Below are 24843 nucleotides of genomic sequence, written 5' to 3' on the forward strand. Positions count from 1 at the left end.
CTTTGTTTCTAATACTGTTTAAGAGGAACTTATTAAAGACGTGTTTATAGCATACCTGTGGTTTGTGGGTATTCAAATCTAGAGTTAGATGGTGACATCTTTACTCAGATTGTTTTATGTGGAAACCATAAGAAGAATATTTCAACTGGCATAATATGTGGATCCCGATTAAATAGAAGGGTCCTTTTTTTGTTTTACTTTATTATCTATTCTATTTCCATTTTCATCTAGTTTATAGAGGTTATTGTATGTGACTTCTATATGTTTCTGATAGAGTCCTATATTAATAATTCTAGAGAATACAGCATAGATCAAAGCAGTAAGTGGTACACCAATAAGTACACCAACAACACCCCATAGATTACCAAATATAGTAATACCTAATAAGACAAATAAACCACTTATACCTACAGATTTACCTACAATCTTAGGATATACAAAATTACCTTCAAACTGCTGTAAGCAAAGATAAATAATCGCAAAAGCGAACATGCTCTTACTCTGTGCTGCAGCCACTAAGATGAGTCCCGCAAAGAAGGTAATGAAATTACCAAACATTGGGACAAAGCTAAATAAGAAAGCCATAATCGCAATTAATTCAGGGAAAGGCATTCTAAATAAACGCATCGCAATATAAACCTCTAACATAAAACATATTGCTTCTAACATCTGTCCTGTCACAAAACTATTAAAGTAATGATTGGCTTCACTCATGATATCAAAAGCGACGCCTGCACGTTTATGACCTAATATATATGCAATGAGTTTTCTACCTTGTTCAAGATGTTTCTCTTTATTTGCAAGAAGATAGAGAGCCATAAAGAATGAAGTGATGGCAGTAATGAATGAACCACCAATATTTGATACAAATTCTGTTGTTTTAAAATGAGGATTACCTAAGAAATTACCTGCAGTCGCAAGAATTGTACTTAAATCAATAGAGGCAAACCATTTCTGTACTTCATCTACTGTTACTGAATAATCAATATTAAATTTTGTACATATAGAAGTAATATAGACAGCAAGTCTTCTTGCATAATTATCTAAGTTAGAGAATAAGAGTGAGAAGCTTTCTCCAATTCTAGGAATAATGAATGAGAAGAACATCACTAATATTAATAGTAAACATATAATAGTGATAACCATCGCAATACCACGAGTTCCCTCTGTTAAGAATTGAGGAAGCTTTAAGTTAGGTTTTTTCTTCATCAATTGTTCTCTTGCTTTCACAAGTAACTTCTCTACTAGTTTCATTGGAATATTGATCACAAATGCGATTACTATCGCAATATAGAATGGTCTTGCAAGCCCTAATGCATTAAGGAAGAAGTCCCATACTGAGTCTAAATTAAAAAGAATAAAAGCTAAGACAATACCATATGTAATATATTGGAAAATCTTGTCATCTGGAAAATTGAAATTTTTGTTGTCCATTATAATCACCTAAGGAAATAGTACCACAAAATTAGGGGTATTGTTACTAGAAATTAAATAAGAAAAGGTTGAGGAATAGAAGAAATTTGCTATAATGACACACGTGAAAGGAGAATTTAAATGAACACTATTATTATTAATAAAATCATGATGCATATGCTTGATTTTGAGCATCGTAAGATATATTTAAGTGAAGATTTCTGTGAATTAAATGATACAACTCAGGAATATTATCATAAAAAAGTAGAAAAAGCTTTATACAGTCCAGCTATTAAAGAGCTTGTTGTGCCTTCACTTCATGAATTATTACTTCGTGCAGATAAGATGCTAGAAGATGATGAAGAATTCAAGAAACAGGCAAAAGAAATTAGTGAAAAGTTCTTTGCATTAGGTTCAGTGATTGAAGAAATGCCTAATAGTAATATTTTATATGTGGATTGTTATCGTGATGGTGTACATATGATTGCCGCTTTAAAGCTTAATTATAAATATAATTCTGTATCTCTTGTAGAAGAGGAAAATGTCCGTATTACAAGAAGACAGGTTCTTCCTCAGATTGGTACAGCTGTTGATGAAGCGATTATTATAGATACAGATCATAAGAAGATATCTCTTATTGAAAAGAAGTATCTCATTGATGGCAAGATGGATACTTACCTTAATAGTCAATGGATCAAGGGAGAAGAAAAACTCACTGATCGTCAGAAGATTTCTACTATGAAGAAAGTAGTGAATAAGATTGATGATATTTATCATGTGAATGATAAAGAAGCACTTCCACTTGTAAAACAGGAAATATTAGAAAGAACACAGATGGGTGAACTTGTTAAACCAATAGAAGTAGTTCGTAAGGTCATGGAAAGAGATTATCAGGCTCAGGAAGAATCAGAAACAATGTTGAAGGATCTTGGGATTGGTGAGGATGATACAATTTCTTTAAATGCATTAGGACGTTCTGTAGAGGTTGTTAAGATTACTCTTGATGAGGATATTCAGATAACTATGCCAGTAGATGAATATGTGAATGGCTCTACTTTTGAAAAGAAAGAAAACCCTGATGGAACAGTTTCTATCGTATTAAATAATATTCAAGACATTACAATTAAGTAAACGTTTACATTTTTTTGCCTATGTTGTCTGAAATGAATGAAGTTTGGTCATATTTATTGTATAATAAAGTTTATGAAGGGAGACATATAGGTATGTTAGATAATTTCTTGATAAAATTGTTTTTTGAAGGAAAGTGTTTAGAAGCATATAAGGTATTCGGTGCTCATCCGGATAAAAAGGGCGTTCGCTTTACAGTATATGCACCACATGCAAGAAGTGTTCAGGTTGTAGGTAATTTTAATGACTGGGACGGAACACAACATTATATGGAGAGATATAATGATGGAGGCGTGTGGACTCTCTATATTGAAGGGTTAAAGCAGTATGACCTTTATAAATATAGAATTGAAACACCTTCTGGAGCTATTGTTGATCGTGCAGATCCATATGCCTTTTTCAGTGAAATTAGACCAGGTACAGCATCTAAGGTATATAATTTAGATGGTTATCGCTGGCATGATTCTAGATGGATGAAGTCACGTTCTAATAACTATGATCGTAACATGAATATTTATGAAGCGAATCTTGGTTCTTGGAAGATGAAAAAGGAATTTACAGATACATCTGATGGAGAATTTTATTCATATGAAGAAATGATTGATGAAATCATTCCTTATGTAAAGAAGATGGGCTATACACATATTGAAGTAATGCCTTTAAATGAGTTCCCATTTGATGGTTCTTGGGGATATCAGGCAACAGGTTACTTTAGTGCGACAAGTCGTTATGGACAGCCAAAACAGTTAAAGGATTTCATTAATGCGTGTCATAAAGAAGGTATAGGTGTCATTATGGACTTTGTACCTGCTCATTTTGTAAAAGATGGACATGGTCTTTATCAGTTTGATGGAGGCTGGGTTTATGAATATGCAGATGTGAATAACCGTTATTCTGAATGGGATTCAGTATATTTTGATGTGACAAAAGATACTGTACGTTCATTCTTAAAGAGTGCTGTTCATTTTTGGGCAGAAGAATTCCATATTGATGGTATTCGTTTTGATGCTGTCAGCAACCTTATTTACTGGAAAGGTAATAAAGACTTTGGTACAAATAATGGGGCTTTAGAGTTCTTAAAGACTATGAATGAACAGATTCATGAAAGATATCCTGCATTAATGACTATTGCAGAAGACTCAACTGATTTCCCATATGTTACTAAACCAGTTAAGGATGGTGGTTTAGGATTTGATTATAAGTGGGATATGGGCTGGATGAATGATACATTGAAGTATTTCAAAGAAGATCCAGTTTATCGTCAATATGATCATAATTTATTAACTTTCTCAATGATGTATTTCTATTCAGAAAGATTTATTTTACCATTCTCACATGATGAAGTGGTTCATGGTAAAGCAACTATTTTAAATAAGATGTGGGGACTTGATGGAGAGAAGTTCGCACAGGCAAAAGCTTTATATACATATATGATGACTCATCCTGGTAAGAAACTTAATTTCATGGGTAATGAATTAGGTGAATACAAGGAATGGGATGAAAGAAAAGCATTGGCTTGGAATATCTTAGAATATCCACAGCATGATTCTTTCCATCATTTTATGCAGGATTTAAATAAGATGGTTGAAGAACATCCAGCTCTTTATAGTATGGATTATGATCCAGAAGGATTTAAATGGCTGGTTGTAGATGATCATAATCAGAGTGTATTCTCATATGCTCGATTTGATAAGAAAGGCAACTGTTTAGTTATAGTAGCTAACTTTATTGGTAATAGTCATGATAATTATGCTGTGCCAGTACCGTTTGCTGGAAGCTATAAAGAAATCTTGAATACAGATAAAGATAGTTATAACGGTTCTAATTACACAAATACACGTGCTTTAAGATCAAAGAAAGGTACTTGTCTCAATGAAGCACAGAGTATTCATGTGAAATTAGCGCCATTTAGCGCGGTGGTATTTGAATATCATAAGCCAGCTAAAAAAGCGTCTTCTCCAAAGAAGACAAAGAAAAGTGTTGTAAAGGAAGGAAAGTAGTAAATGTTTAATACAAAAGAAGAATTTAAGTATGAATTTTCTAAGCGAATCATTGAATCATATGGTCGTACAGTAGAAGAAGCACATTTAACAGAAAAGTTCATGGTTCTTGAAACTATGGTTCGTGACTATGCATCTGTTAACTGGGCTATGACAAAGATGGCAGTTCAGGCTAAGCAGCAGAAACAGGTTCACTATTTCTCTATGGAGTTCTTAGTTGGTCGTCTATTAGTCAACAATATGATGAACTTAGGTATTTATGAAACTGCAAAAGAAGGTCTTGCTGATTATGGTATTAATATCCATGACCTAGAAGAATTAGAATCTGATGCTGGTTTAGGTAATGGTGGTTTAGGTCGTCTTGCTGCCTGCTTTATGGATTCTTTAGCTTCTTTATCTTATCCAGCTTTCGGTAATACTATTCGTTATGACTATGGATTCTTCAAACAGAAGATTGAAAATGGATACCAGGTAGAAGTACCAGACCAGTGGTTACGTTTAGGCAATATGTGGGAAGTAAGAAAACCTAAGCATGCAACAGAAGTTAAATTCTGGGGTAAAGTAATCTGGGATGATGCAACTGGTGGATGGAAGCATGTAGATTATGAAGCAGTACGTGCTGTACCTTATGATATGCCAATTGTTGGTAATGATACTAAGGTGACTAATACATTAAGATTATGGAAAGCTGAACCTAGCGAAAACATTCCTACAAATAAAGATTTCCGTCAGTATGCACAGGAAGTGAATGATATCTGCCAGACATTATATCCTGATGATTCTACACATGCTGGTAGAGTATTACGTTTAAAACAGCAGTATTTCTTTGTATGTGCTGGTTTAAATTCTATTATTCGTGCTCATTTAAGAGTATATCCTGATTTAACTAACTTCCATGAAAAGAACGTTATTCAGTTAAATGATACACATCCAGTATTAGTTATTCCTGAATTAATGCGTGTATTTATTGATGATTATGGAATGGAATGGGATGATGCATGGAATCTCGTATGTAAGACCTGCGCATATACAAACCATACAATCCTTGCTGAAGCATTAGAAAAATGGCCTGTTGATATGATGAGAGACTTATTACCAAGAGTTTATCAGATCATCGAAGAAATCAATAGACGTTTCATTGGTTTCGTAAAACAGCAGACTGAAAATGATAACGAACTATTACAGAGAGTTATGATTATTAAAGATGGTCAGGTACATATGGCTAGACTTGCGATTGCTGGTTCATTTAGTGTCAATGGTGTAGCACAGCTTCACTCTGATATCTTAAAAGAAAGAGAAATGAAGGATTTCGATACTTTATATCCTAACAAGTTCAACAATAAAACAAATGGTGTCACTCATAGAAGATGGCTTGCATATTGTAACCCACAGTTAACTTCATTAATTAATGAATCAATCGGTGATAGCTGGATGCATAGACCAGATGATTTAGAAAAGTTAGCTCCTTATGTAACTGATTCAATTACTCAGAGTAAGTTCTATAATGTAAAACAGCAGAGAAAACAGATTCTTGCAGATTACATTAAGGAACATAATGGTATTGATGTAGATGTTAATTCTATCTTTGATATTCAGGTTAAGAGATTACATGCATATAAGAGACAGTTATTAAATGTCATGCATATTATCTATTTATATCAGAGAATGAAAGAAGATAGCAGCTTCAGAATTTATCCACATACTTATATCTTTGGTGCAAAAGCTGCTCCTTCTTACTATTTAGCTAAGAAGATTATTAAGTTAATTAACAGCGTAGCTGATAAGGTAAACAGTGACCCAGAAACTAATAAATACTTAAAGGTTGTATTTATTGAAAACTATGGTGTTACTATTGCGGAAAAGATTATTCCTGCTGCAGATGTATCTGAACAGATTTCTACTGCTGGTAAGGAAGCAAGTGGTACTTCTAACATGAAGTTCATGATGAATGGTGCTTTAACACTTGGTACATTAGATGGTGCCAATGTAGAAATTGCGCAATTAGTTGGTGATGATAACGTAGTTATCTTTGGTATGAAGGATAATGAAGTCAATGACTTAAAGGCAAGTGGTTCTTATAGCTCTTGGAATGAATACAACAATAATCCAAACATCAAGAAGGTTATTGATTCATTAGTAGATGGTACTTGGAACACTTCAAGAGAAGAATTCAAGATTATCTTTGATGAATTAATGGCTAGAAATGATGAATACTTCTTATTAAAGGACTTTGAAAGCTATAGACTTGCACAGGAAAAGATCAATAACTTATATCAGGACCGTGCTAACTGGTCTAAGATCTGCTTAGCTAATATCGCAAAGAGTGGTCATTTCTCAAGTGATAGAACTATTGAAGACTATGTAAAGGATATCTGGCATTTAAATAGGGTGAAAATCTAATGAAAGATACATTCGTACTAGACGTAGATGGTGAAGAAGTAACTTGTGAAGTCATTTTAGGATTCACAGATGACGCAACAGGTAAAGAATATATCATCTATACAGATAACAGTTCAGATGAAGATGATCAGTTGAATATCTATGCTTCACAGGTAGATCCTGAAGATGCAGATAATATTCTTCCTATTGAAACAGAAGAAGAATATGCATTTGTACAGGAAGTATTAGATTCAATGATGTCTGAAGAAGAATAAAGACTCAAAGGCTTAACGATTACGTTAAGTCTTTTTTTTAATGATATATGGCTTTCTTTTTCAAATTTAGATACTCTCTTTTCTTATCCTGTTTTTATGATAGAATAAGGGGGAGAAAAGGGTGGGATGTAGACATGCAAAGAGAATCGATTCGTATGTATGCTTATGCGATTGACTTTGATTTAATCAAAGTTGATTTATCATTAAATTATTATAACGGAATTTCAAGTCAGTATTATTTAAAGAATTTAGATACAAGTGAAGTTAAGATACTTAAAGGCGAAGCGACTGAGAAAGAAAATGGATTCCAGTCGTATCTTTTGCATACAAACTTTTCTGTAGGTACAAGATATAAAGTGTTTGATAATTATGGTTTAGCTTGTTTTTTAGATTTTAGTCAGCTTTCTATGAGTAAAGATTTTGATGATCATTTTTATTATGATGGTGATGATTTAGGCAGTCATTATACAAAAGAAAAAACGACATTCAAGGTCTGGTCACCTCTTTCTACGGAAGTTGTATTAAAAATCTGGAAAGATGAAGAAGTTCATTATTATCCTTTAGAAAGAGGAGATAAGGGTGTCTATAGTACAACTATTAAGAAAAATCTAGATGGTTATGAATATGTTTATATTATTGGAATGAATGAACAATCAATAGAAACAGCTGATCCATATGCTTATTCTTGTACAGCTAATATGCATAGTTCAGTAGTCATTGATTTGGATAAAGTTAGAAGAGTAGATTATCCTTTGACAGAACTAAAACATACGACAGATGCAGTTATTTATGAAGTAGGTGTCAGAGACTTCTCTATTGATAAATATGTACAGATTACACATAAAGGCAAGTTCTTAGGATTCTGTGAAGAAGGTACAGTGACTAAGAATGGTTTTTCATCAGGTATGGACTATTTAGATATGCTTGGTGTCACACATGTACAGCTTTTACCAATCAATGATTATGCAACAGTAGATGAAGATCATCCAGATTTACTCTATAACTGGGGTTATGATCCAGCACAATATAATGTACCTGAAGGAAGTTATATTACTGATCCAAATGATGGCTATAAGAGAATATTAGAATGTCAGCGTATGGTACGCTGTATTCATAAGCATAATATGAGAGTTATTCTAGATGTAGTCTATAATCATATGCATGATGTGAATAATAATTCATTAGAGAAGACAGTGCCTTATTATTTCTTTAGAAGAGATGAAAATGGGGAGTTATCTAATGGTTCATGGTGTGGTAATGATTTAAATAGTACCGCAAAGATGTGCCGTAAATATATCTTAGATATGTGTAAGAGATGGCAGGTTCTTTATGGTGTAGATGGCTTTAGAATGGATTTGATGGGTATTGTGGATAATGATACAGTGAATATGATTTATGAACAGGGCCATGCTTTAGATTCTTCTTTTATGTTATATGGTGAAGGTTGGAATATGGGCACTGCATTACCCGATTCAGAAAAGACAACAATTGAAAATAACCATAAAACACCTCATGTAGGTTTCTTTAATGATCATTTCAGAGATACAGTCAAGGGACCTAATCAGATGGAAGTCAAAGGCTATACATCAGGGGATACTTATAAGACAAATGAAGCCATTATTGCGATGTGTGACTACAATAAGTTCTTATCTATAGAACAGAGCATTAACTATACAGAATGTCATGATAATGCGACTGTATTTGATAAATTTATTATTTCCAATGGACATGAAGATGAATATTGTCGCCAAAAGAGATGTTTATTAACTCTTGCGATGACAATTTTTGCGCAAGGGGTTCCTTTTATTCATGCCGGACAGGAATTTTTAGGTACTAAGAATGGTAATCAGAATTCTTATAATGCGGGTGATGCAGTTAATAAACTAGACTGGGAACGTCATGACGAATATATGAATGTTGTTCAGGCTGTAAAGTTCTTTATTGATCTAAGAAAACACAACAAGTGCTTTAGATATTATGACTATGAAGATATGCATCAGCATGTATTTATCAACAATATCTACTATCGTATGGTAGAATATCATCTCACTCAGGATGAGGGAGATTATAAAGAATTTAAGATTTACTTTAATCCTTCATATGATGTCATTACTATTGGTATTGAAGATGATTTTAAGATATTATATAGTATGTCAAATGAAAGAATAGAAAATGGACAACTCAATGTATTTGGTGTATCCATGGTCGTATGTGCAAGATAGGAGATTGTAATGAAATTAATTGTTGGATTAGGAAATCCTGGTAAAGAATATGATATGACAAGACATAATACAGGATTTTATTGTTTAGATGTATTAAGTGATGAAATGAATCAATCTATTGATAAAGAAAAGTTCAAAGGCTTATATACTAAATTCAAGTATAAGGGTGAAGATGTTATTTTATTAAAACCTCAGACTTATATGAATAATTCTGGTGAATCTGTTGCGGCAGTAATGCAGTTCTTCAAGATTCCTGTTGAAGATCTATTAGTTGTTTATGATGATATGGATATGCCTACTGGTAAACTACGTTTAAGAGAAAAAGGCAGTGCAGGTGGACATAATGGGATCAAGAGTATTATTGCTCATGTAGGGACTCAGAACTTCAAGCGTATTCGTGTAGGTATTTCAAAGAATAAGCTTTATAGTGTTGTAGACTGGGTACTTGGACACTACTCTAAAGAAGAAGAAAAGCTTATATCAGAAGGTGCTAAACATGCAGCAGAAGCTGTATTATGTTATTTAGATGATGGTTTTAATAAAGCAATGAATAAATTTAACTAGGTGATTGTTATGGAAAAAATACTGAATCTTTTAAAAGATAATCAGGCCCTAAGAACCTTAGATACAGACAAAGGAACTATTGTCACAAACTCAACTAGCGATGAGGCTTATCTCATTGCTGGTTCTTTTTGGCATCATCCAAGAAAAATCCTGATTATCAAAAATAACCAATATGAGGCATTTAACCTCTATAAAACATTAACTGAACTTGTGAATCAAGTTGTCTATTTTCCTGCAGATGAATCATTACGTGTAGAATCAGTGGCGTATTCTTATGAACTATTAGGAGAAAGAATTAATGCATTATATGCGATGACACAAGATAAACCAATGATCTGTGTTTGTCATATGCATTCAATGACACGTTATGTGACACCTGTAGAACTCTTTAAAAAGAGTATTATAAGTTTAAAGAAGGGTGATACAGTTGATCCTTTAGAATTAAAGAAGAAACTACAGTCTATTGGCTATAAGAATGCCCAAAGAGTAGATTCACCTTTCTATTACTCTAGAAGAGGTGAAGTGCTAGATGTTTATACAATTCAGTATGAACATCCAGTACGTATTGAATTCTTTGATGATGAGATAGAAGAAATCTCTTTTTATGATAAAGACTCACAAAGAAGAACAGAAAGAAAAGAATCTATCGATATTCTTCCAGCTACAGATATGATGTATGAGGATGATGGTTTATCACAAGTAGAAGCTTCTATCAAGGCTTTAAAAGAGAAGATGAAGATCAAAGATGAATTCAAGGATGAACTTGAAGAAACATATGCATTAGATATTGAATCACTCAAAACACATGACTATAGTCCACGTATTTATCAATATTTAAGTTTATTCCCTCAAACTGCCACAATTATAGATTATGCAAGTGATTATACTATTATTACTGCATCTCTTGCTTCTATTCTTGCTTCTTATAAGACTTATATGGAAGAGAACTACCTCTATTATCATGAACTAGAAGAAATAGGACAGATGATCAGAGGAATTAAGCTTATTAATAACCCTCAGGATATTTTAAAACATCCTGATGTTGATTTAGTACGCTTTAGAGAAAATGATAAACAAATCATGTTTATGACTCAGCCTGTGATGATCTCTATGGCTAATGAAAAAGTCTTTATTAGTCAATTAAAGGACTTACTTACATATAATCGTGTCATGATTGGTGTAGATGAAAAGCGTCAGATAGATATATTAATAAACCTATTTACTGATCATGCCATTCCATTTACTCTCACAAGTGCCACAAATAAGATTTATGATGGGGTTAATCTATTCTTAGGACATTTACCTTGTGGAATGAACTTTGTAGAAGAGAAGACTGTATTACTCACAAGTCAGGAACTCTTTAAAGTACAAGAAACAAAAAAGAAATATATTAAATATAGAGATGCCACTAAAATCTCAGACTATAATGAATTAAAAGTAGGAGACTATGTTGTTCATGATACAAATGGTATTGGACAATATATGGGTATTGAAACATTAGTTGTAGATGGTGTACATAAGGATTATTTACATATTGCCTATAAAGGAAATGATATTCTTTATGTACCGGTAGAACAGTTCCAGTTAATTAGAAAATATTCATCAAGAGATGGTAAACCACCTCATATTCATGCTTTAGGTTCACCTAAATGGGCTAAAGAAAAAGCAAGAGTCAGACAGAAGGTAGATGGTTTAGCTGATGATCTCATTAACTTATATGCAGAAAGAATGAAACAGCCAGGATTTGCGTTTGAACCTGATGGGGATCTTCAATTAGAGTTTGAAAGTGAATTTGGTTATGAACTCACTCCAGACCAGGCGCAGGCTGTAGAAGAAATCAAGAAGGACATGGAAACACCACGTCCTATGGATAGATTATTATGTGGTGATGTAGGCTTTGGTAAAACAGAAGTGGCTTTAAGAGCCTGCTTTAAAGCGGTTGTATCTAAGAAACAATGTGCTTTCCTATGTCCTACTACAATTCTTTCAGCACAACATTATCGTACAATGCAGAAGCGTTTTGAGAAGTTCCCTGTGAATATTGCGTTACTCAATCGTTTCACGACTACTAAAGAAAAGAAACAGATATTAGCTGATTTAAAGGAAGGTAATATTGATTTATTAGTCGGTACACATCGTATTTTATCTAAGGATGTTGAGTTCAAGGATCTAGGATTACTTTGTATCGATGAAGAACAGCGTTTTGGTGTAAGACAGAAAGAGAAGATTAAGAATCTAAGAAAAACAATTGATGTACTCACTTTAACTGCTACACCTATTCCTCGTACATTACAAATGTCCATCATGGGTATTAGAGGACTCTCACAAATAGAAACACCACCATTAAATAGACTCCCTGTACAGACATATGTCTCAGAAAAGAGCTGGGCGTTAATTAAACAGGTTATTGAAAGAGAATTATCACGTAATGGACAGGTTTTCTATTTACACAATAGAACAGAAAACATCTATGAAACAGCCTCTACATTGCAGACACTTTTACCTAATGCCCGCATTGGTGTAGGACATGGTCAAATGGATAAGAATGATCTAGAAGATGTCATGACTGACTTTGTACAAAAGAAATACGATATTCTTGTATGTACAACTATTATTGAGACAGGTATTGATATACCTAATGCGAATACAATTATTATTGAGAATGCGGATAAGTTTGGTTTAGCACAGCTTTATCAGATCAAAGGTAGAGTAGGAAGAAGTGAACGTATTGCATATGCTTATCTTCTTTATACAAAAGATCGTGCGATGACAGAAGAAGCTCAAAAGAGACTTACAGCTATTAAGGAATTCACACAATTAGGTTCTGGTTATAAGATTGCAATGAGAGATTTATCTATTCGTGGCAGCGGTGATATTCTTGGTGGTGAACAGGCAGGATTTATTGATCAAGTCGGTTTTGATATGTATATGAAAATCTTACAGGATGCGATTGAAGAAAAGCAGGGTAAGATTAAAGAGGATGAAACTGTACCATCACGTAATGTCCCTGTAGATGGTTATATTCCTGAAGATTATGTAGAAAGTGATATGGAAAAGTTAGAACTATATCAGCGTGTCTATAAAGCCAATGACTTAGAAACATTGAAACGTGTAGAACATGAACTCACTGACCTTTATGGTGTTCTTCCATCACAGGTACGTAATATTGTAGTCAAGAGAAGATTTGATATCCTTTCACATGATCCACTTATTGATGATGTGAAAGATAGCAGCCAGGGACTAGAAATACGTTTCTCTAAAGTCTTCTTAGAAGATTTAGATGGACAGAAGTTCTTTGCATATGTTAATCATATGTTTAAGAAGCCACAAATGAAATATACTGATGGAATGTTAACTATTGTGAGTGGTATGGAGCCTTATTATGTTTCAGCATCTACGGAGTTCTTAGATTCAGTTTTGAAACAATATTATAAAACACATACTAGTTCTTAATAAAAAAATAATGTAGAATATGAAAAAAAGGGGGGATAACATCAATGAAAATAATTGATTTATTAAACGAAGATAAAGTAACTTTATCTTTTGAAGTATTTCCACCTAAGACAAGCAGTAAATATGAAAATGTCTTAAAGGCTGCAGAAAAGATTGCATCTTTAAATCCAAGTTTCATGTCTGTGACTTATGGTGCAGGTGGAGGAACAAGTGCACATACTGTTGCGCTTGCGAAAGATATTCATGAGAAATATGGTGTTGAAGTCATGGCTCATTTGACATGTGTTTCTTCTACAAGAGAACATGTAGAGTCCATGGTTGAACAGTTTAAAGAAAATGGTATTGAAAACATCATGGCATTAAGAGGAGATATTCCTAAGGATGGTCAAGTGGGAGAAGACTATCAGTATGCCTGTCAGTTAATCAAGAAACTTAAAGAGAAAGGTGATTTCTGTATTGGGGCAGCATGTTATCCAGAAGGACATGTAGAATCACCTAGCATTAAGGAAGATATCCAGCATCTAAAAGAAAAAGTAGAAGCAGGTGCAGATTTCTTAACAACTCAGATGTTTTTTGACAACAATGTTTTCTATAACTTCTTATATAAGATCAAGGAAGCTGGTATTAATGTACCTGTAGTCGCTGGTATTATGCCTATTACTAATGCGAAACAGGTCAGTCGTGCTGTACAGATGTCAGGTACATCTATTATTCCTTATCATTTCAAGATGATGGTGGATGCATTTGGTGATAATCCTGAAATCATGAAGCAGGCTGGTATTATTTATGCATCTGAACAGATTATTGATTTAATTGCGAATGGTGTAAAACATATTCATGTTTATACAATGAATAAACCAGACATCGCCGAAGGCATCATGAACAATATTTCGGAGATTCTTAAATGATAGAAATCAATCGTAAAGAAGCTTTACGATACTTAGGATACCGTCAATCCATTGAAGGTGATCTTACTGAAATCAATAGTGCACTTGATCATTGTATCGAAGTATTACAGAAAACAGCTGTACCACGTCATATTGTGAAAAGATTACCTCTCACAATAGAGAATCATACAATCACAATTGGTGATATGGTGATACATAGTAAAAACTTAGAGAATAACTTAAAAGGCTGTCATGCAGTTTATCTCTTTGCGGCTACTATAGGTATAGAAGTCGATCGTTTGATTAAACGTAAAGAACTTACTAAGATGAGTGATGCAGTGATCTATCAGGCAGCAGGAGCTGCTATGATAGAAGCTTATTGTGATGAAGTGAATGAAGAACTTAATCAGCAGGCATATAAGAATAATGAATTCTTAAAGCCACGCTTTTCACCTGGTTATGGAGATCTTGCATTAGATCATCAGAAAGATTTTATGCGTATATTACAGATGGATAAGATTGGTATCAGTTTATTAGAAAGTCTCTTAATGGTCCCATCCAAATCAGTGACGGCGATCATTGGTATTACACATCATGCACAGCCTCGTCATACGAAGGATTGTGCCAATTGTCCTGCACAATGTGAATTCAGGAGGGTCAAGTAATGGGATTTAAAGAAAGACTTACAAAAGAATGGTTATTCTGGGATGGTGGTACTGGTTCAGTACTTCAAAGCTGGGGTTTACAAGCGGGTGAACTACCTGAAACATGGAATATCAACCATCCAGAAAAGATTGTTGAATTAAATAAAGGTTATCTAGAAGCAGGATGTGATATTATCAACACCAATACATTTGGTGCCAATAGATTAAAATATCCAGATAATCTAGAAGAAATAGTCACAAAAGCAGTAGAACATGCAAAAAAGGCAAGAGAACTTACAGGGCGCGGGGATGCCCTGATTGCGCTTGATTTAGGTCCTACAGGTAAGCTCTTAGAACCACTAGGAGATTTATCATTTGATGATGCTGTAGATATTTATGCTGAAGTCATTGAATATGGAACTAAAGCGGGTGCTGATGTCATCCTTATTGAAACAATGCAGGATAGCTATGAATTAAAAGCTGCAGTACTAGCCGCTAAGGAACATTCACATTTACCTGTATGTGCGACTGTTGTATTTGATGAAAAAGGTAAGATGTTGACAGGTGGTACACCAGAATCAGTTGTCGCCGTACTTGAAGGGTTACATATTGATGCATTGGGTATTAACTGTTCATTAGGTCCAACACAAATTAAACCTTTTGTAGAAAGAATGATTAAAGTTTCTTCTACACCTATTATTGTGACACCTAATGCTGGTTTACCTCAGACTGATGATGAAGGTCATACATATTATGATATGAATGCAGATGAGTTCGCATCAGAGATGAAAGAGATTGCCTCATTGAATGTGCATGTACTAGGAGGATGTTGTGGAACTACACCAGAATATCTCTCAAAAACAATAGAATTAGTGAAAGACCTGCCTATTGAACCACCTGTAAAGAAGAATATCTCTGTTGTGACTTCTTTCTCACAGGCTGTAGAAATAGGTCCTAAACCAGTTATTATTGGGGAACGTATTAACCCAACTGGTAAGAAGAAATTCAAACAGGCCTTACGTGATGGAGATATTAACTATATCTTATCTGAAGGTTTAAAACAGGAAGATGCAGGGGCACATATTCTAGATGTCAATGTAGGTCTACCAGAAATTGATGAACCTAAGATGATGGTAGAAGTCATGAAGAAGTTGCAGTCTGTCATTGCATTGCCATTACAGATTGATACATCAGATCCAATCGCCTTAGAAGCAGCCTTAAGACACTATAACGGTAAGGCTATGATTAACTCAGTTAATGGTAAACAGGAATCCATGGATGCTGTATTCCCATTAGTAAAGAAATATGGTGGTGTGGTTGTAGGACTTGCCTTAGATGAAGAAGGTATTCCAGATAATGCGACAGATCGTATTCGTATTGCGAAGAAGATCTATAAAGAAGCAAGTAAATATGGTATTGAACCTAAGGATATCGTAATCGATGGACTTGCTATGACTATTTCATCAGATCCTACTTCTGCCATTGCGACATTAGAAACATTACGTATTATTAGAGATGAATTACATGGACATTCTATTCTAGGTGTTTCTAATATCTCTTTTGGTCTTCCACAAAGACCAATCATTAATGCGAACTTCTTTACTATGGCAATGCAGTCAGGACTCAGCTGTGCAATCATCAATCCTTCATCAGAAGCAATGATGAAATCATATCGTGCCTATCTTGCCTTAAGTGGGCTTGATACAAACTTTACAGAATATATTAGCGCCTATGGTAATAGTGCACCAGCTCCTGTAAAGAGTGAAGCGGTTGATATGTCTTTATATGAAAGTATTAAGCGTGGTATGAGTGAAAATGCAGGTAAAGCCACTCAAAAACAGCTTGAAACTAAAGAAGGACTAGAAATTATTAATGAAGAATTGATTCCTGCCCTTGATGAGGTAGGGAAAGGATTTGAAAAAGGCACTATCTTCTTACCTCAGTTATTAATGAGTGCTGAAGCAGCTAAGGCTGCATTTGCAGTCATTAAAGACTCTATGGCAGGTAAACCAAGAGAAATGAAAGGAAAAATCATCATTGCGACAGTCAAAGGTGATATTCATGATATTGGAAAGAATATCGTGAAGGTTATGTTAGAAAACTATGGCTATGATGTCATTGATCTTGGTAAAGATGTACCACCTGAACTCATTGTAGATACTGCAATAAAAGAAGATGTAAAATTAGTAGGACTCAGTGCTTTAATGACAACAACAGTAGTGAGTATGGAAGATACTATTAAATTGTTGAAGGAAAAGAAGCCTGATACACTTACAGTTGTAGGTGGAGCCGTTATGACTCAGGAATATGCAGATCGTATCGGTGCAGATTGTTATGCGAAAGACGCAATGGAAACAGTGCGTTTTGCGGATAAAGTATTTGGAGGAGAATAGGAATGAAAAGAATATTTACAGTATTAACTTCTATCGCTTTAACATTTGCGATATCATTCTCAGCAGCTTTTGCGAATGATGATGCATTTCTTAAATCACAGAACTATTTAAAAACTATCGCATTAGATAGCCCTGATGCAGTTATTGCGTATGAAGCTACAGGTATGGAAGCTGATTATAAGGCTGATGCTTTATTAAATAACTTCAAGGAAACAGATTATATTACTGCTTCTTATGGTGATTTAGCTAAGTCTATTATCGCAATTTCTTTATTAGGTGAAAATCCAAAAGATTTCAATAAGACTAACTTAGTAGAAATCTTAGAAAATAGAGTACAGGAAGATGGTACTCTTACAAATGATGTAAATGGTGGATGTGGGGCTACTATTTGGACATTAATGGCTTTAGAAACAGTAAACTCACCTAAGGTAAAAGCTGTTGCAGATAAGTTATCTACTATGGCTATGGCCAATGGTGCTTACTGGTATGAATATCAGGGACCAAATGCAGATCTAGATACAACTGGATGGGCTATGGAAGCATTAAGTGTTGCAGGACGTTCTACTTATGATGCAGCTATCTCAAAAGCATATACTTTTGTACAGTCTAAGTTAAATAGTGCAGATGGTTCTTATGATATTGGCTGGGGTGGAAATGCGGATACTCAGTCTTGCGTATTAGAAGGGTTATCTACTGCAGGTTATACATTAGATACAAATGCATATAACTATTTACTTTCTTATCAGAATGAAGATGGTACATTCAATGCATTAAACTACAACACATTCCAGTTAGAACCAAATGCTTATGCATCAGTAGAGGGTGCAAGAGCACTTGGTGTAATCAATAACGGAAGCTTTGTATTAAAAGCTAGAAAAGACTATACAAAGACTACTACACCAGTAGTGACTGAACCTGAAACACCTACAAAACCTAGTACACCTACAACACCTAGTACAACTACACCAGCTGTAAAGCCAGAAACAACTACAACTGAACCAAAGAAGGAAACAGTAAAAGTAGTCAATACAGGTGATAACACAAATGTGATGGCATATGTAGTTGCAGCTATCGCAGCTGTGGGTGTAATCGTATTAGTCATTAAAAGTAAAAAGAAATAATGAAGAAATTTACAACTAAACAATTAGCGATTGCCTTTGTCGCAATCGCTTTTGTCTTTATATTTGGCTTTACAGCTTATCGCGGTATAACTGGACAATTCCAGTCTCAACCTACTATTAGTAATGAAGTAAAAAGTAGCATAAAGAAGAAAGATATTTCCAAAAAAGAAGAGACAAAACAAATAGAGTCACAAGAAGAATCGAAGAAGACTGATATAAAATCATCTGATTCTTCTAGTAAACAAGAGACTAAGAAGCAGGAAACAAAGAAAAAAGAGACAAAATCCTCTTCTAGTAAACAAGAGACAAAGAAGCAGGAAACAAAATCTTCTTCTACTAAACAAGAGACAAAGAAGATAGAAACAAATAATTCTTCTAGTAAACAAGAAACCTCTGCGCCTCAACAGGTAGAACCACCTAAACAGGAAACACCTATAAAACAAACAGTTTCAGTACAGGTGATTGGAGTAAATAGCACAATGATGCAGGGGAATATAGAAGTGAATAGTTCTTCTACAGCTTATAGTGTATTAAGAGAACTTGCGAAACAGAATGGTAAGAGTATCTCTACAAAAGGGTTTGGTTCTACTGTTTATGTATCAGGTATAGATGGATTAAAGGAATTTGATCATGGACCAAGTTCTGGATGGATGTATAAGGTGAATGGTACACCACCAAATATTGGGGCAGGAGCTTATAGGTTAAAAGCAGGAGATCAAGTCATCTGGTATTATGTCAACATTGAACAATAAGACAAGAGAAATATGTTTGATAGGTATTCTCTCTGCAGTCAATATTGCCTCTAGAGTAGCCTTACAGGCACTTCCTAACTTTAAACCTGTTACATCTATCATTATTATATCTGTACTCTTATTTGGCTTATCATTTGGAATTAAACTCACAGTAGTAACAACTATTGCATCCAATATGATTCTAGGTATGGGGACATGGACAATCTTTCAGATTCTCTCATGGGTAGTCATCTGTTTATTCACTCAATGTATCAGTGACTTCTATAAGAAAATAAATAAAGAACCCCCATTACTTCTTATGGCTCTTTATGCCTTTTTAATGGGTTATGTCTTTGGTTTTGTTGTCTCACTCGAACAATTAATTATTGGTGGTCCTGTCTGGTTTGGTATCTATTATGCCCAGGGGCTCTTATTTGATACATTCCATGCAGTAGGTAATTTTGTCTTTTATTTACTTTGTGCACCTATACTTATGCGTTTATTTAAACAGGAAATGTCTCAATATACAAAAGACTATTACAAGTGATTCGGTTGCGAATCACTTTTTTGTCATGTAATAAATATATTGTCAATATCTGAAAGATACATTTTACATATGATATAGAAAGTCTATAATCACAAGTGGATGGAGGTTAAAACTATGACACCATTATTTCCACGTGTTCAAGAAGTAGAGAACATATTTCACAAAATACTCGCAAGTAAAGAAGCTTGTGCAAGACTAAGAGAAACATTCAATTCAAGTCTAGAAGACTTTCAGGGATCAGAAGAATTAAACAATGAGACCTTTTCAAAAGTCGTTCTAGATAGTTATTCAAATCAGGATATTAGTGCATTATTACTCGCTATATGTGGTAAATCTATGTTTGATTTATTACGTGATGCATATTTGATTCCTCAAACATTTCATGGCAAAGCAGGAGAAAATCCAGTGCTACTTACATCACCTTCTGGAGACCTGCTAGAAGGAAAGGATGTCTCACACCATACGATGAGACGATTTAAAAGTATCCTTTCACAACATCAGCCTGTTCCCCGTTCCCTTGTTTATCTGGCTGATGGCTATGATATAGAACGTTATTATAAACATGACGGTTCAGTAGACCAGAGAAAGACAGATGCAGTCAGAGGCATCTTACTTCTTTATGCACTTCCTGATACTAAGAAGCTTCATCTAACAACTGCGCAGGTTTATGCAATCATCTGGGATACATTCTTAAGTATTCAAAAAGAAGCACCTCTTGCTCGTGTCTATTATGGACAGGAAACAGGAGAGAAGAATGATAAAGACTATGATGAAATTGCGATATTGCTTCCTACACATTTGTTTAGAAGACAGATGGTTGAACATATGGAAATTATTGATGGATTAGTTCTATCTTGTAGAGAAAAAATGATGGCTGAAGCCGGTAATGATAGTTTGGAGTTGTAATTATGCCTAGAATCGGATTACGTATTATTAAAACAAGTATTGCTGTCTTCATCATCATGGTATTATTCACTCTCTTTGGTGTACAGAGATCACCTTTCTATGTCCTTATAACCACAATTATCTGTATTCAGCCAGATAAAGAGAATGAAAAGAACCAGGCACTTGTAAGAGCCCTCGGCACACTTATAGGGGCAATTACAGGAGCTATTGTCATGTTTTTACAGCCTTTCATCCATATTGATCTCGCATGGGATTTACTTAATGCATTATTTATTATGTTGACTATTTATTTGACAGTCTTATTTAAAGTACAGCATATGGCATTTATGGCCTGTGTGGCTTATTTAAGTGTTGCAGTGATTCCCCATGCTGGTATTTCACCTTACGCATTCTTATTCTATCGTGTCTTAGATACATGTATTGGTGTTGGTGTGGGTTATCTTGTCTGTACATTACATCTACCAGTTAAAAGAAGAAATGATGTTCTCTTTGTAGCTGAACTTGATGATATGGAACAAACAGCACACCAGCAGTTAAATGACTTCAATAAGACTCAATTGAATAAAATAGTAGATGATGGTGCCCTGTTTACAATCATCACAAAAAGAACACCTGCATCCATGCAGGCAGAAATTGAACATCTTAAATTGCATCTCCCAGTGATCGCATTAGATGGCGCAATTTTGTATGACGTACCAAAAAATGAATTACTTTGTACCTATCCATTATCACAAACATTAGGTACAAAGATCACTCAATTATTAGATGATAAACATCTTAATTACTTTTATCACGTTCTCAAAGACGATGTATTATTGACATATTATAATAGTTTTGACCAGTCCGAACAAATGGACTATTATGATATGATGCGTCAATCCCCTTATCGTAATTACATCTTTGGTATGCCTACACACTCATATCAACCTCTTTATATAAGTATTCTTAATACAAAAGAGATTATCTATGATATTATAGATGACCTGATAGATTTAGGATTACATAAACAATTGCGTTATTTTGTAGAAGAAGATTATTTTGAAGGCATGTGCTTACTTAAGATTCTTTCTTATGACGCTACTCCAGAAAACATGCTGGAAAGATTAAAAGAAAAATTAGATATAAAAGAAAGTATTGTATATGGTTCATCTGATGCTATATGTGACGTTATTGTACCTGATAATGATTTCAATAGTATCGTAAAAAGTATTCATAACGAATATGAAGGAATTCAAATGAAAAGAAGACAGCCACAATAAGCTGCCTTCTTTTCGTTATGGGGGAGTCTCAATGTATATTCAATTCATGATCAAGATCATGGATTTTTTTATTTGTATACTTATTTGCAACTCCCATGATTAAAGTACTTAGTAATACTGCAATAATAGTTAGAATAATATAGATCATAAGAATCACCTCTTTCATGCTTATAATATACATGTAAGTTGTGTAATTCGTATGTATTCTCTATGTATTTATTATGTTTTTTTACAATCCTTCCAACATATCATCAAATGTGATACCTAGAGAAAATCCAAAATGGAAATAATCATCCAAAGCATCCTGTAACTTAATAGGACTATAACCATTTCTTAAATCTAGAATATCCTGATTGACTTTAAAGAGTAAATCAACAGAACTGCTCTTTTCAGGCATTTCTTCATGATTCTTGATTTCATCAATCTGTAAGTCATACGCAGTACTCATTAATAAGCGCATACCTTCAATATAAGTGTCTAAAAGAGCATTTTGATCAACCTGAGTATCTTTATCCCAGAATGTATAAACATGTCCTAATTCTCCTGTATTATATACACATTGCATAAATGCAAGAAGTTTATGGTCAATCTTCTTAATATCTAGAATATGACCTTTAGGAATATCTAATTCTCTGTTTAATACTAACTGATATAATTTTGATAATTCATTCATTTAAATCACCTCTTATATACTATTATAGTCAATTAAAAAAGAGAATCACGTAGATTCTCTTAAATAATCCCTAAACCTTCTATTAAAATCTTAACACCTATGAGAATAAGAATAATACCACCAGTAATCTGTGCTTTCTGTTGATATTTATTCCCAAATATATGACCTATATATACACCAGCTGATGCAATAATAAATGTCGTTAAACCAATAATAGAAATAGCCATGAAGATATTGATTGATTCAAAAGAGAACGTAACACCTACCGCAAGTGCATCAATGGCAGTTGCGATAGCAAGCATCAATGGCAGTTGCGATAGCAAGCATCAATGGCAGTTGCGATAGCAAGCATCAACATTGTCTTCCATGAGAAGTCATCATTCTGTTTCTCTTCTTCAAAAGATTCTTTAATCATATTGATTCCAATAAATGCGAGTAATATAAATGCAATCCAGTGGTCAATAGAATCCACTAAACCACTCAATGTAGAAGCAAGACAATAACCAATAAATGGCATCAATGCCTGAAATCCACCAAACCATACACCACATAACAATATATTCTTAATAGACAACTTCTTTACAGATAATCCTTTACATACAGATACCGCAAAAGCATCCATGGATAACCCAATACCAATAAGTAATATTTCTATACTAGACATCTTTATACCTCAACAGGAATATAATCTTCCTTTACAACCTCATAATGCATATTGGATGCAGTCAGTTCATTGAGTTCATCTAAGAATGATGTATCTCTTAAATAAACATCATAGTGAACTTCTTCATCATACTCAGTATTCATTAATAATAGATTCTTAGATTGTATTAAATAAGATACCTTACGGCTGAAGTGATAGTCAACACTAATACGATATAGTTTAACAAGTTCTTTATCGACTATTTCTGCTTCTTTTAATGCATCTGCAACACTATTAGTATAAGCACGAGTTAATCCTCCAGCCCCTAGTTTAATGCCACCAAAATAACGTGTTACAATCGCAATCACATTATCTATCTTTTGTCTTTGTAATACATTCAACATAGGAAGTCCTGCAGTACCTGATGGTTCTCCATCATCATCTGCTTTTTCTAAAGGACCTACTCGATAAGCAACACAGTTATGTGTTGCATCATCTTTGGAATAAAGTTCTATTAAGTCTTTTATTTCTTTTTCATCATTACATGGAATTAGGGTAGTAATGAATTCTGATTTCTTAATAATGATTGTATTTGTCGTTGTTTCTTTGATTGATCTCATAGTTTCACCCGTTCGTATTATAGCGTAAAAGTTGTAAAATAAAAAGAAATAAACTATAATGTACATAGTGTATTATCACTGATGGGGTATTAAAAATGAGTAAAATAGCGATTATTGCAGACAGTGGCTGTCAGATTGATATTAATGGAGAGCATGAAGGTATTTATATTGCACCATTATGTATTGGTCATGGTAGTCAGACATATTTAGATCAATTAGAAATCACAAGTCTTGATGTATTTAATCAGATGAAGGAAACAGATGATATGTTTACAACATCTCAACCTTCGACTGGTTCTTTAATGAAGGCTATGGAAGATGCAAAAAGAGATGGTTATGATGAGTTAATTGGGATTCCTATCGCAACTGGTTTATCATCTACATTAAATGGTATGCAGGTTGCAGCTGATACAGTAGAAATGCCTATTACTTTAATCGATTCTCAAGGAACAGCACATGTTCAAAAGAAGCTTGTTGAAGCAGCACGAAAATTAGTAGAAAAGGGTCAGTCTGTTTCTGAAATTAAAGAAAAGCTTGAAGATATGGTTAAGCATTCAGGTACAATTATTTTTACACCAAACTTGAATCACCTTAAAAAGGGTGGGCGTATTACGCCTGCAGTCGCAATGCTTGGCAATATGTTGAAGCTTGTTCCAGTTATGGAATTGAATAGTGAATTAGGTGGTAAGATTGATACTTTAGGCAAAGTAAGAACAACACGTAAGGCATGTAAGATGCTTGCTGATCGTGTTGTTGAAAGAGGCGCAAATGCGAAAGATTATACATTTGCGATTGAAGATGTTCTTGCACCTGAAGAAGCTCAGCGTGTAAGAGACTATCTTGAAGAACAATTAGGTCCATGTCAAGTTACCATGAGAGAGTTACCAAGTGTTGTAGGTGCTCATATGGGAATTGGTGGCGTAGGAATCCAATTCATCAAAAATCTCGCAGAGTAGGAAGCAGATGATGAATCTGCTTTTTTTAT

Annotated in this window: 21 protein-coding genes; 16 read left to right on the forward strand and 5 right to left on the reverse strand. The window is 34.1% G+C overall.

Going from position 1 to position 24843, the window contains the following annotated elements:
* Positions 1-168: 168 nt before the first annotated feature.
* Complete coding sequence (locus ABUA27_RS04310; protein ID WP_349820290.1) at positions 169-1434, reverse strand: AI-2E family transporter; 1266 nt, start codon at positions 1432-1434, stop codon at positions 169-171.
* A 120-nt stretch (positions 1435-1554) separates the two neighbouring features.
* Here ABUA27_RS04310 and ABUA27_RS04315 point away from each other — a divergent pair, with 120 nt between their 5' ends.
* The 15 genes from ABUA27_RS04315 to ABUA27_RS04385 all read left to right on the forward strand — a co-directional run bounded on the left by ABUA27_RS04315 (position 1555) and on the right by ABUA27_RS04385 (position 21922).
* On the forward strand, positions 1555-2544 hold the full coding sequence (locus ABUA27_RS04315) for a nucleoid-associated protein (RefSeq protein WP_117459632.1): 990 nt from the start codon (positions 1555-1557) through the stop codon (positions 2542-2544).
* Positions 2545-2636: 92 nt separating this feature from the next.
* Positions 2637-4541, forward strand: a complete 1905-nt coding sequence (glgB, locus tag ABUA27_RS04320) for a 1,4-alpha-glucan branching protein GlgB (RefSeq protein ID WP_129980506.1) — start codon at positions 2637-2639, stop codon at positions 4539-4541.
* Between the two features lie 3 nt (positions 4542-4544).
* On the forward strand, positions 4545-6941 hold the full coding sequence (locus ABUA27_RS04325) for a glycogen/starch/alpha-glucan phosphorylase (RefSeq protein WP_287845218.1): 2397 nt from the start codon (positions 4545-4547) through the stop codon (positions 6939-6941).
* Positions 6941-7195 carry a DUF1292 domain-containing protein gene (locus ABUA27_RS04330; RefSeq protein WP_022425478.1) on the forward strand — a complete coding sequence of 85 codons (255 nt, stop codon included), beginning with the start codon at positions 6941-6943 and terminating at the stop codon, positions 7193-7195. The genes ABUA27_RS04325 and ABUA27_RS04330 overlap by 1 nt, the downstream gene beginning before the upstream one ends.
* Before the next feature lie 134 nt (positions 7196-7329).
* Positions 7330-9417 (forward strand): type I pullulanase, encoded by a 2088-nt coding sequence (gene pulA / locus ABUA27_RS04335; protein WP_349820291.1) that lies wholly within the window; start codon positions 7330-7332, stop codon positions 9415-9417.
* A 9-nt stretch (positions 9418-9426) separates the two neighbouring features.
* Complete coding sequence (gene pth / locus ABUA27_RS04340; protein WP_349820292.1) at positions 9427-9981, forward strand: aminoacyl-tRNA hydrolase; 555 nt, start codon at positions 9427-9429, stop codon at positions 9979-9981.
* Between the two features lie 9 nt (positions 9982-9990).
* A complete protein-coding gene (gene mfd, locus ABUA27_RS04345; RefSeq protein ID WP_317373643.1) occupies positions 9991-13434 on the forward strand; it encodes a transcription-repair coupling factor in 3444 nt (1147 codons plus the stop codon).
* Between the two features lie 44 nt (positions 13435-13478).
* Positions 13479-14342: a methylenetetrahydrofolate reductase [NAD(P)H] gene (gene metF / locus ABUA27_RS04350; protein WP_287845224.1), complete on the forward strand. Its 864-nt coding sequence runs from the start codon at positions 13479-13481 to the stop codon at positions 14340-14342.
* Positions 14339-14986, forward strand: coding sequence for a vitamin B12 dependent-methionine synthase activation domain-containing protein (locus tag ABUA27_RS04355; RefSeq protein ID WP_129980501.1), 648 nt, complete (start codon positions 14339-14341; stop codon positions 14984-14986). Before metF ends, ABUA27_RS04355 begins: the two co-directional genes overlap by 4 nt.
* Complete coding sequence (locus ABUA27_RS04360) at positions 14986-17358, forward strand: homocysteine S-methyltransferase family protein (protein WP_129980500.1); 2373 nt, start codon at positions 14986-14988, stop codon at positions 17356-17358. Before ABUA27_RS04355 ends, ABUA27_RS04360 begins: the two co-directional genes overlap by 1 nt.
* A 2-nt stretch (positions 17359-17360) precedes the next feature.
* Positions 17361-18479 (forward strand): prenyltransferase/squalene oxidase repeat-containing protein, encoded by a 1119-nt coding sequence (locus ABUA27_RS04365; protein WP_349820293.1) that lies wholly within the window; start codon positions 17361-17363, stop codon positions 18477-18479.
* Positions 18479-19231, forward strand: coding sequence for a DUF4430 domain-containing protein (locus ABUA27_RS04370; RefSeq protein WP_317373653.1), 753 nt, complete (start codon positions 18479-18481; stop codon positions 19229-19231). The genes ABUA27_RS04365 and ABUA27_RS04370 overlap by 1 nt, the downstream gene beginning before the upstream one ends.
* Positions 19212-19757, forward strand: a complete 546-nt coding sequence (locus ABUA27_RS04375; protein ID WP_117459480.1) for a hypothetical protein — start codon at positions 19212-19214, stop codon at positions 19755-19757. The genes ABUA27_RS04370 and ABUA27_RS04375 overlap by 20 nt, the downstream gene beginning before the upstream one ends.
* Positions 19758-19871: 114 nt before the next feature.
* The gene (locus ABUA27_RS04380) at positions 19872-20663 is read left to right on the forward strand and encodes a DUF4866 domain-containing protein (RefSeq protein ID WP_238634314.1); all 792 of its coding nucleotides are present in this window, start codon (positions 19872-19874) and stop codon (positions 20661-20663) included.
* Positions 20664-20665: 2 nt separating this feature from the next.
* On the forward strand, positions 20666-21922 hold the full coding sequence (locus tag ABUA27_RS04385) for an aromatic acid exporter family protein (RefSeq protein WP_022424521.1): 1257 nt from the start codon (positions 20666-20668) through the stop codon (positions 21920-21922).
* A 229-nt stretch (positions 21923-22151) separates the two neighbouring features.
* Here the strand turns inward: ABUA27_RS04385 and ABUA27_RS04390 are convergent, their stop codons facing one another.
* Genes ABUA27_RS04390 through ABUA27_RS04405 form a run of 4 tightly spaced genes read right to left on the reverse strand, consistent with a single transcriptional unit; the run spans position 22152 to position 23858 of the window.
* The gene (locus ABUA27_RS04390; protein WP_129980494.1) at positions 22152-22595 is read right to left on the reverse strand and encodes a dUTP diphosphatase; all 444 of its coding nucleotides are present in this window, start codon (positions 22593-22595) and stop codon (positions 22152-22154) included.
* A gap of 59 nt (positions 22596-22654) precedes the next feature.
* Positions 22655-22897 (reverse strand): manganese efflux pump, encoded by a 243-nt coding sequence (locus tag ABUA27_RS04395; RefSeq protein WP_349820294.1) that lies wholly within the window; start codon positions 22895-22897, stop codon positions 22655-22657.
* Positions 22897-23259 carry a manganese efflux pump MntP gene (locus ABUA27_RS04400; protein WP_349820295.1) on the reverse strand — a complete coding sequence of 121 codons (363 nt, stop codon included), beginning with the start codon at positions 23257-23259 and terminating at the stop codon, positions 22897-22899. Before ABUA27_RS04400 ends, ABUA27_RS04395 begins: the two co-directional genes overlap by 1 nt.
* A 2-nt stretch (positions 23260-23261) precedes the next feature.
* On the reverse strand, positions 23262-23858 hold the full coding sequence (locus ABUA27_RS04405) for an IMPACT family protein (protein ID WP_022424525.1): 597 nt from the start codon (positions 23856-23858) through the stop codon (positions 23262-23264).
* 95 nt (positions 23859-23953) lie between these two features.
* Here ABUA27_RS04405 and ABUA27_RS04410 point away from each other — a divergent pair, with 95 nt between their 5' ends.
* Positions 23954-24814 (forward strand): DegV family protein, encoded by an 861-nt coding sequence (locus ABUA27_RS04410; protein ID WP_129980491.1) that lies wholly within the window; start codon positions 23954-23956, stop codon positions 24812-24814.
* Positions 24815-24843: the final 29 nt, after the last annotated feature.

Source organism: Catenibacterium sp. RTP21428st1_D7_RTP21428_210409, from assembly GCF_040227455.1.
Lineage (GTDB): Bacteria > Bacillota_I > Bacilli_A > Erysipelotrichales > Coprobacillaceae > Catenibacterium > Catenibacterium mitsuoka_A.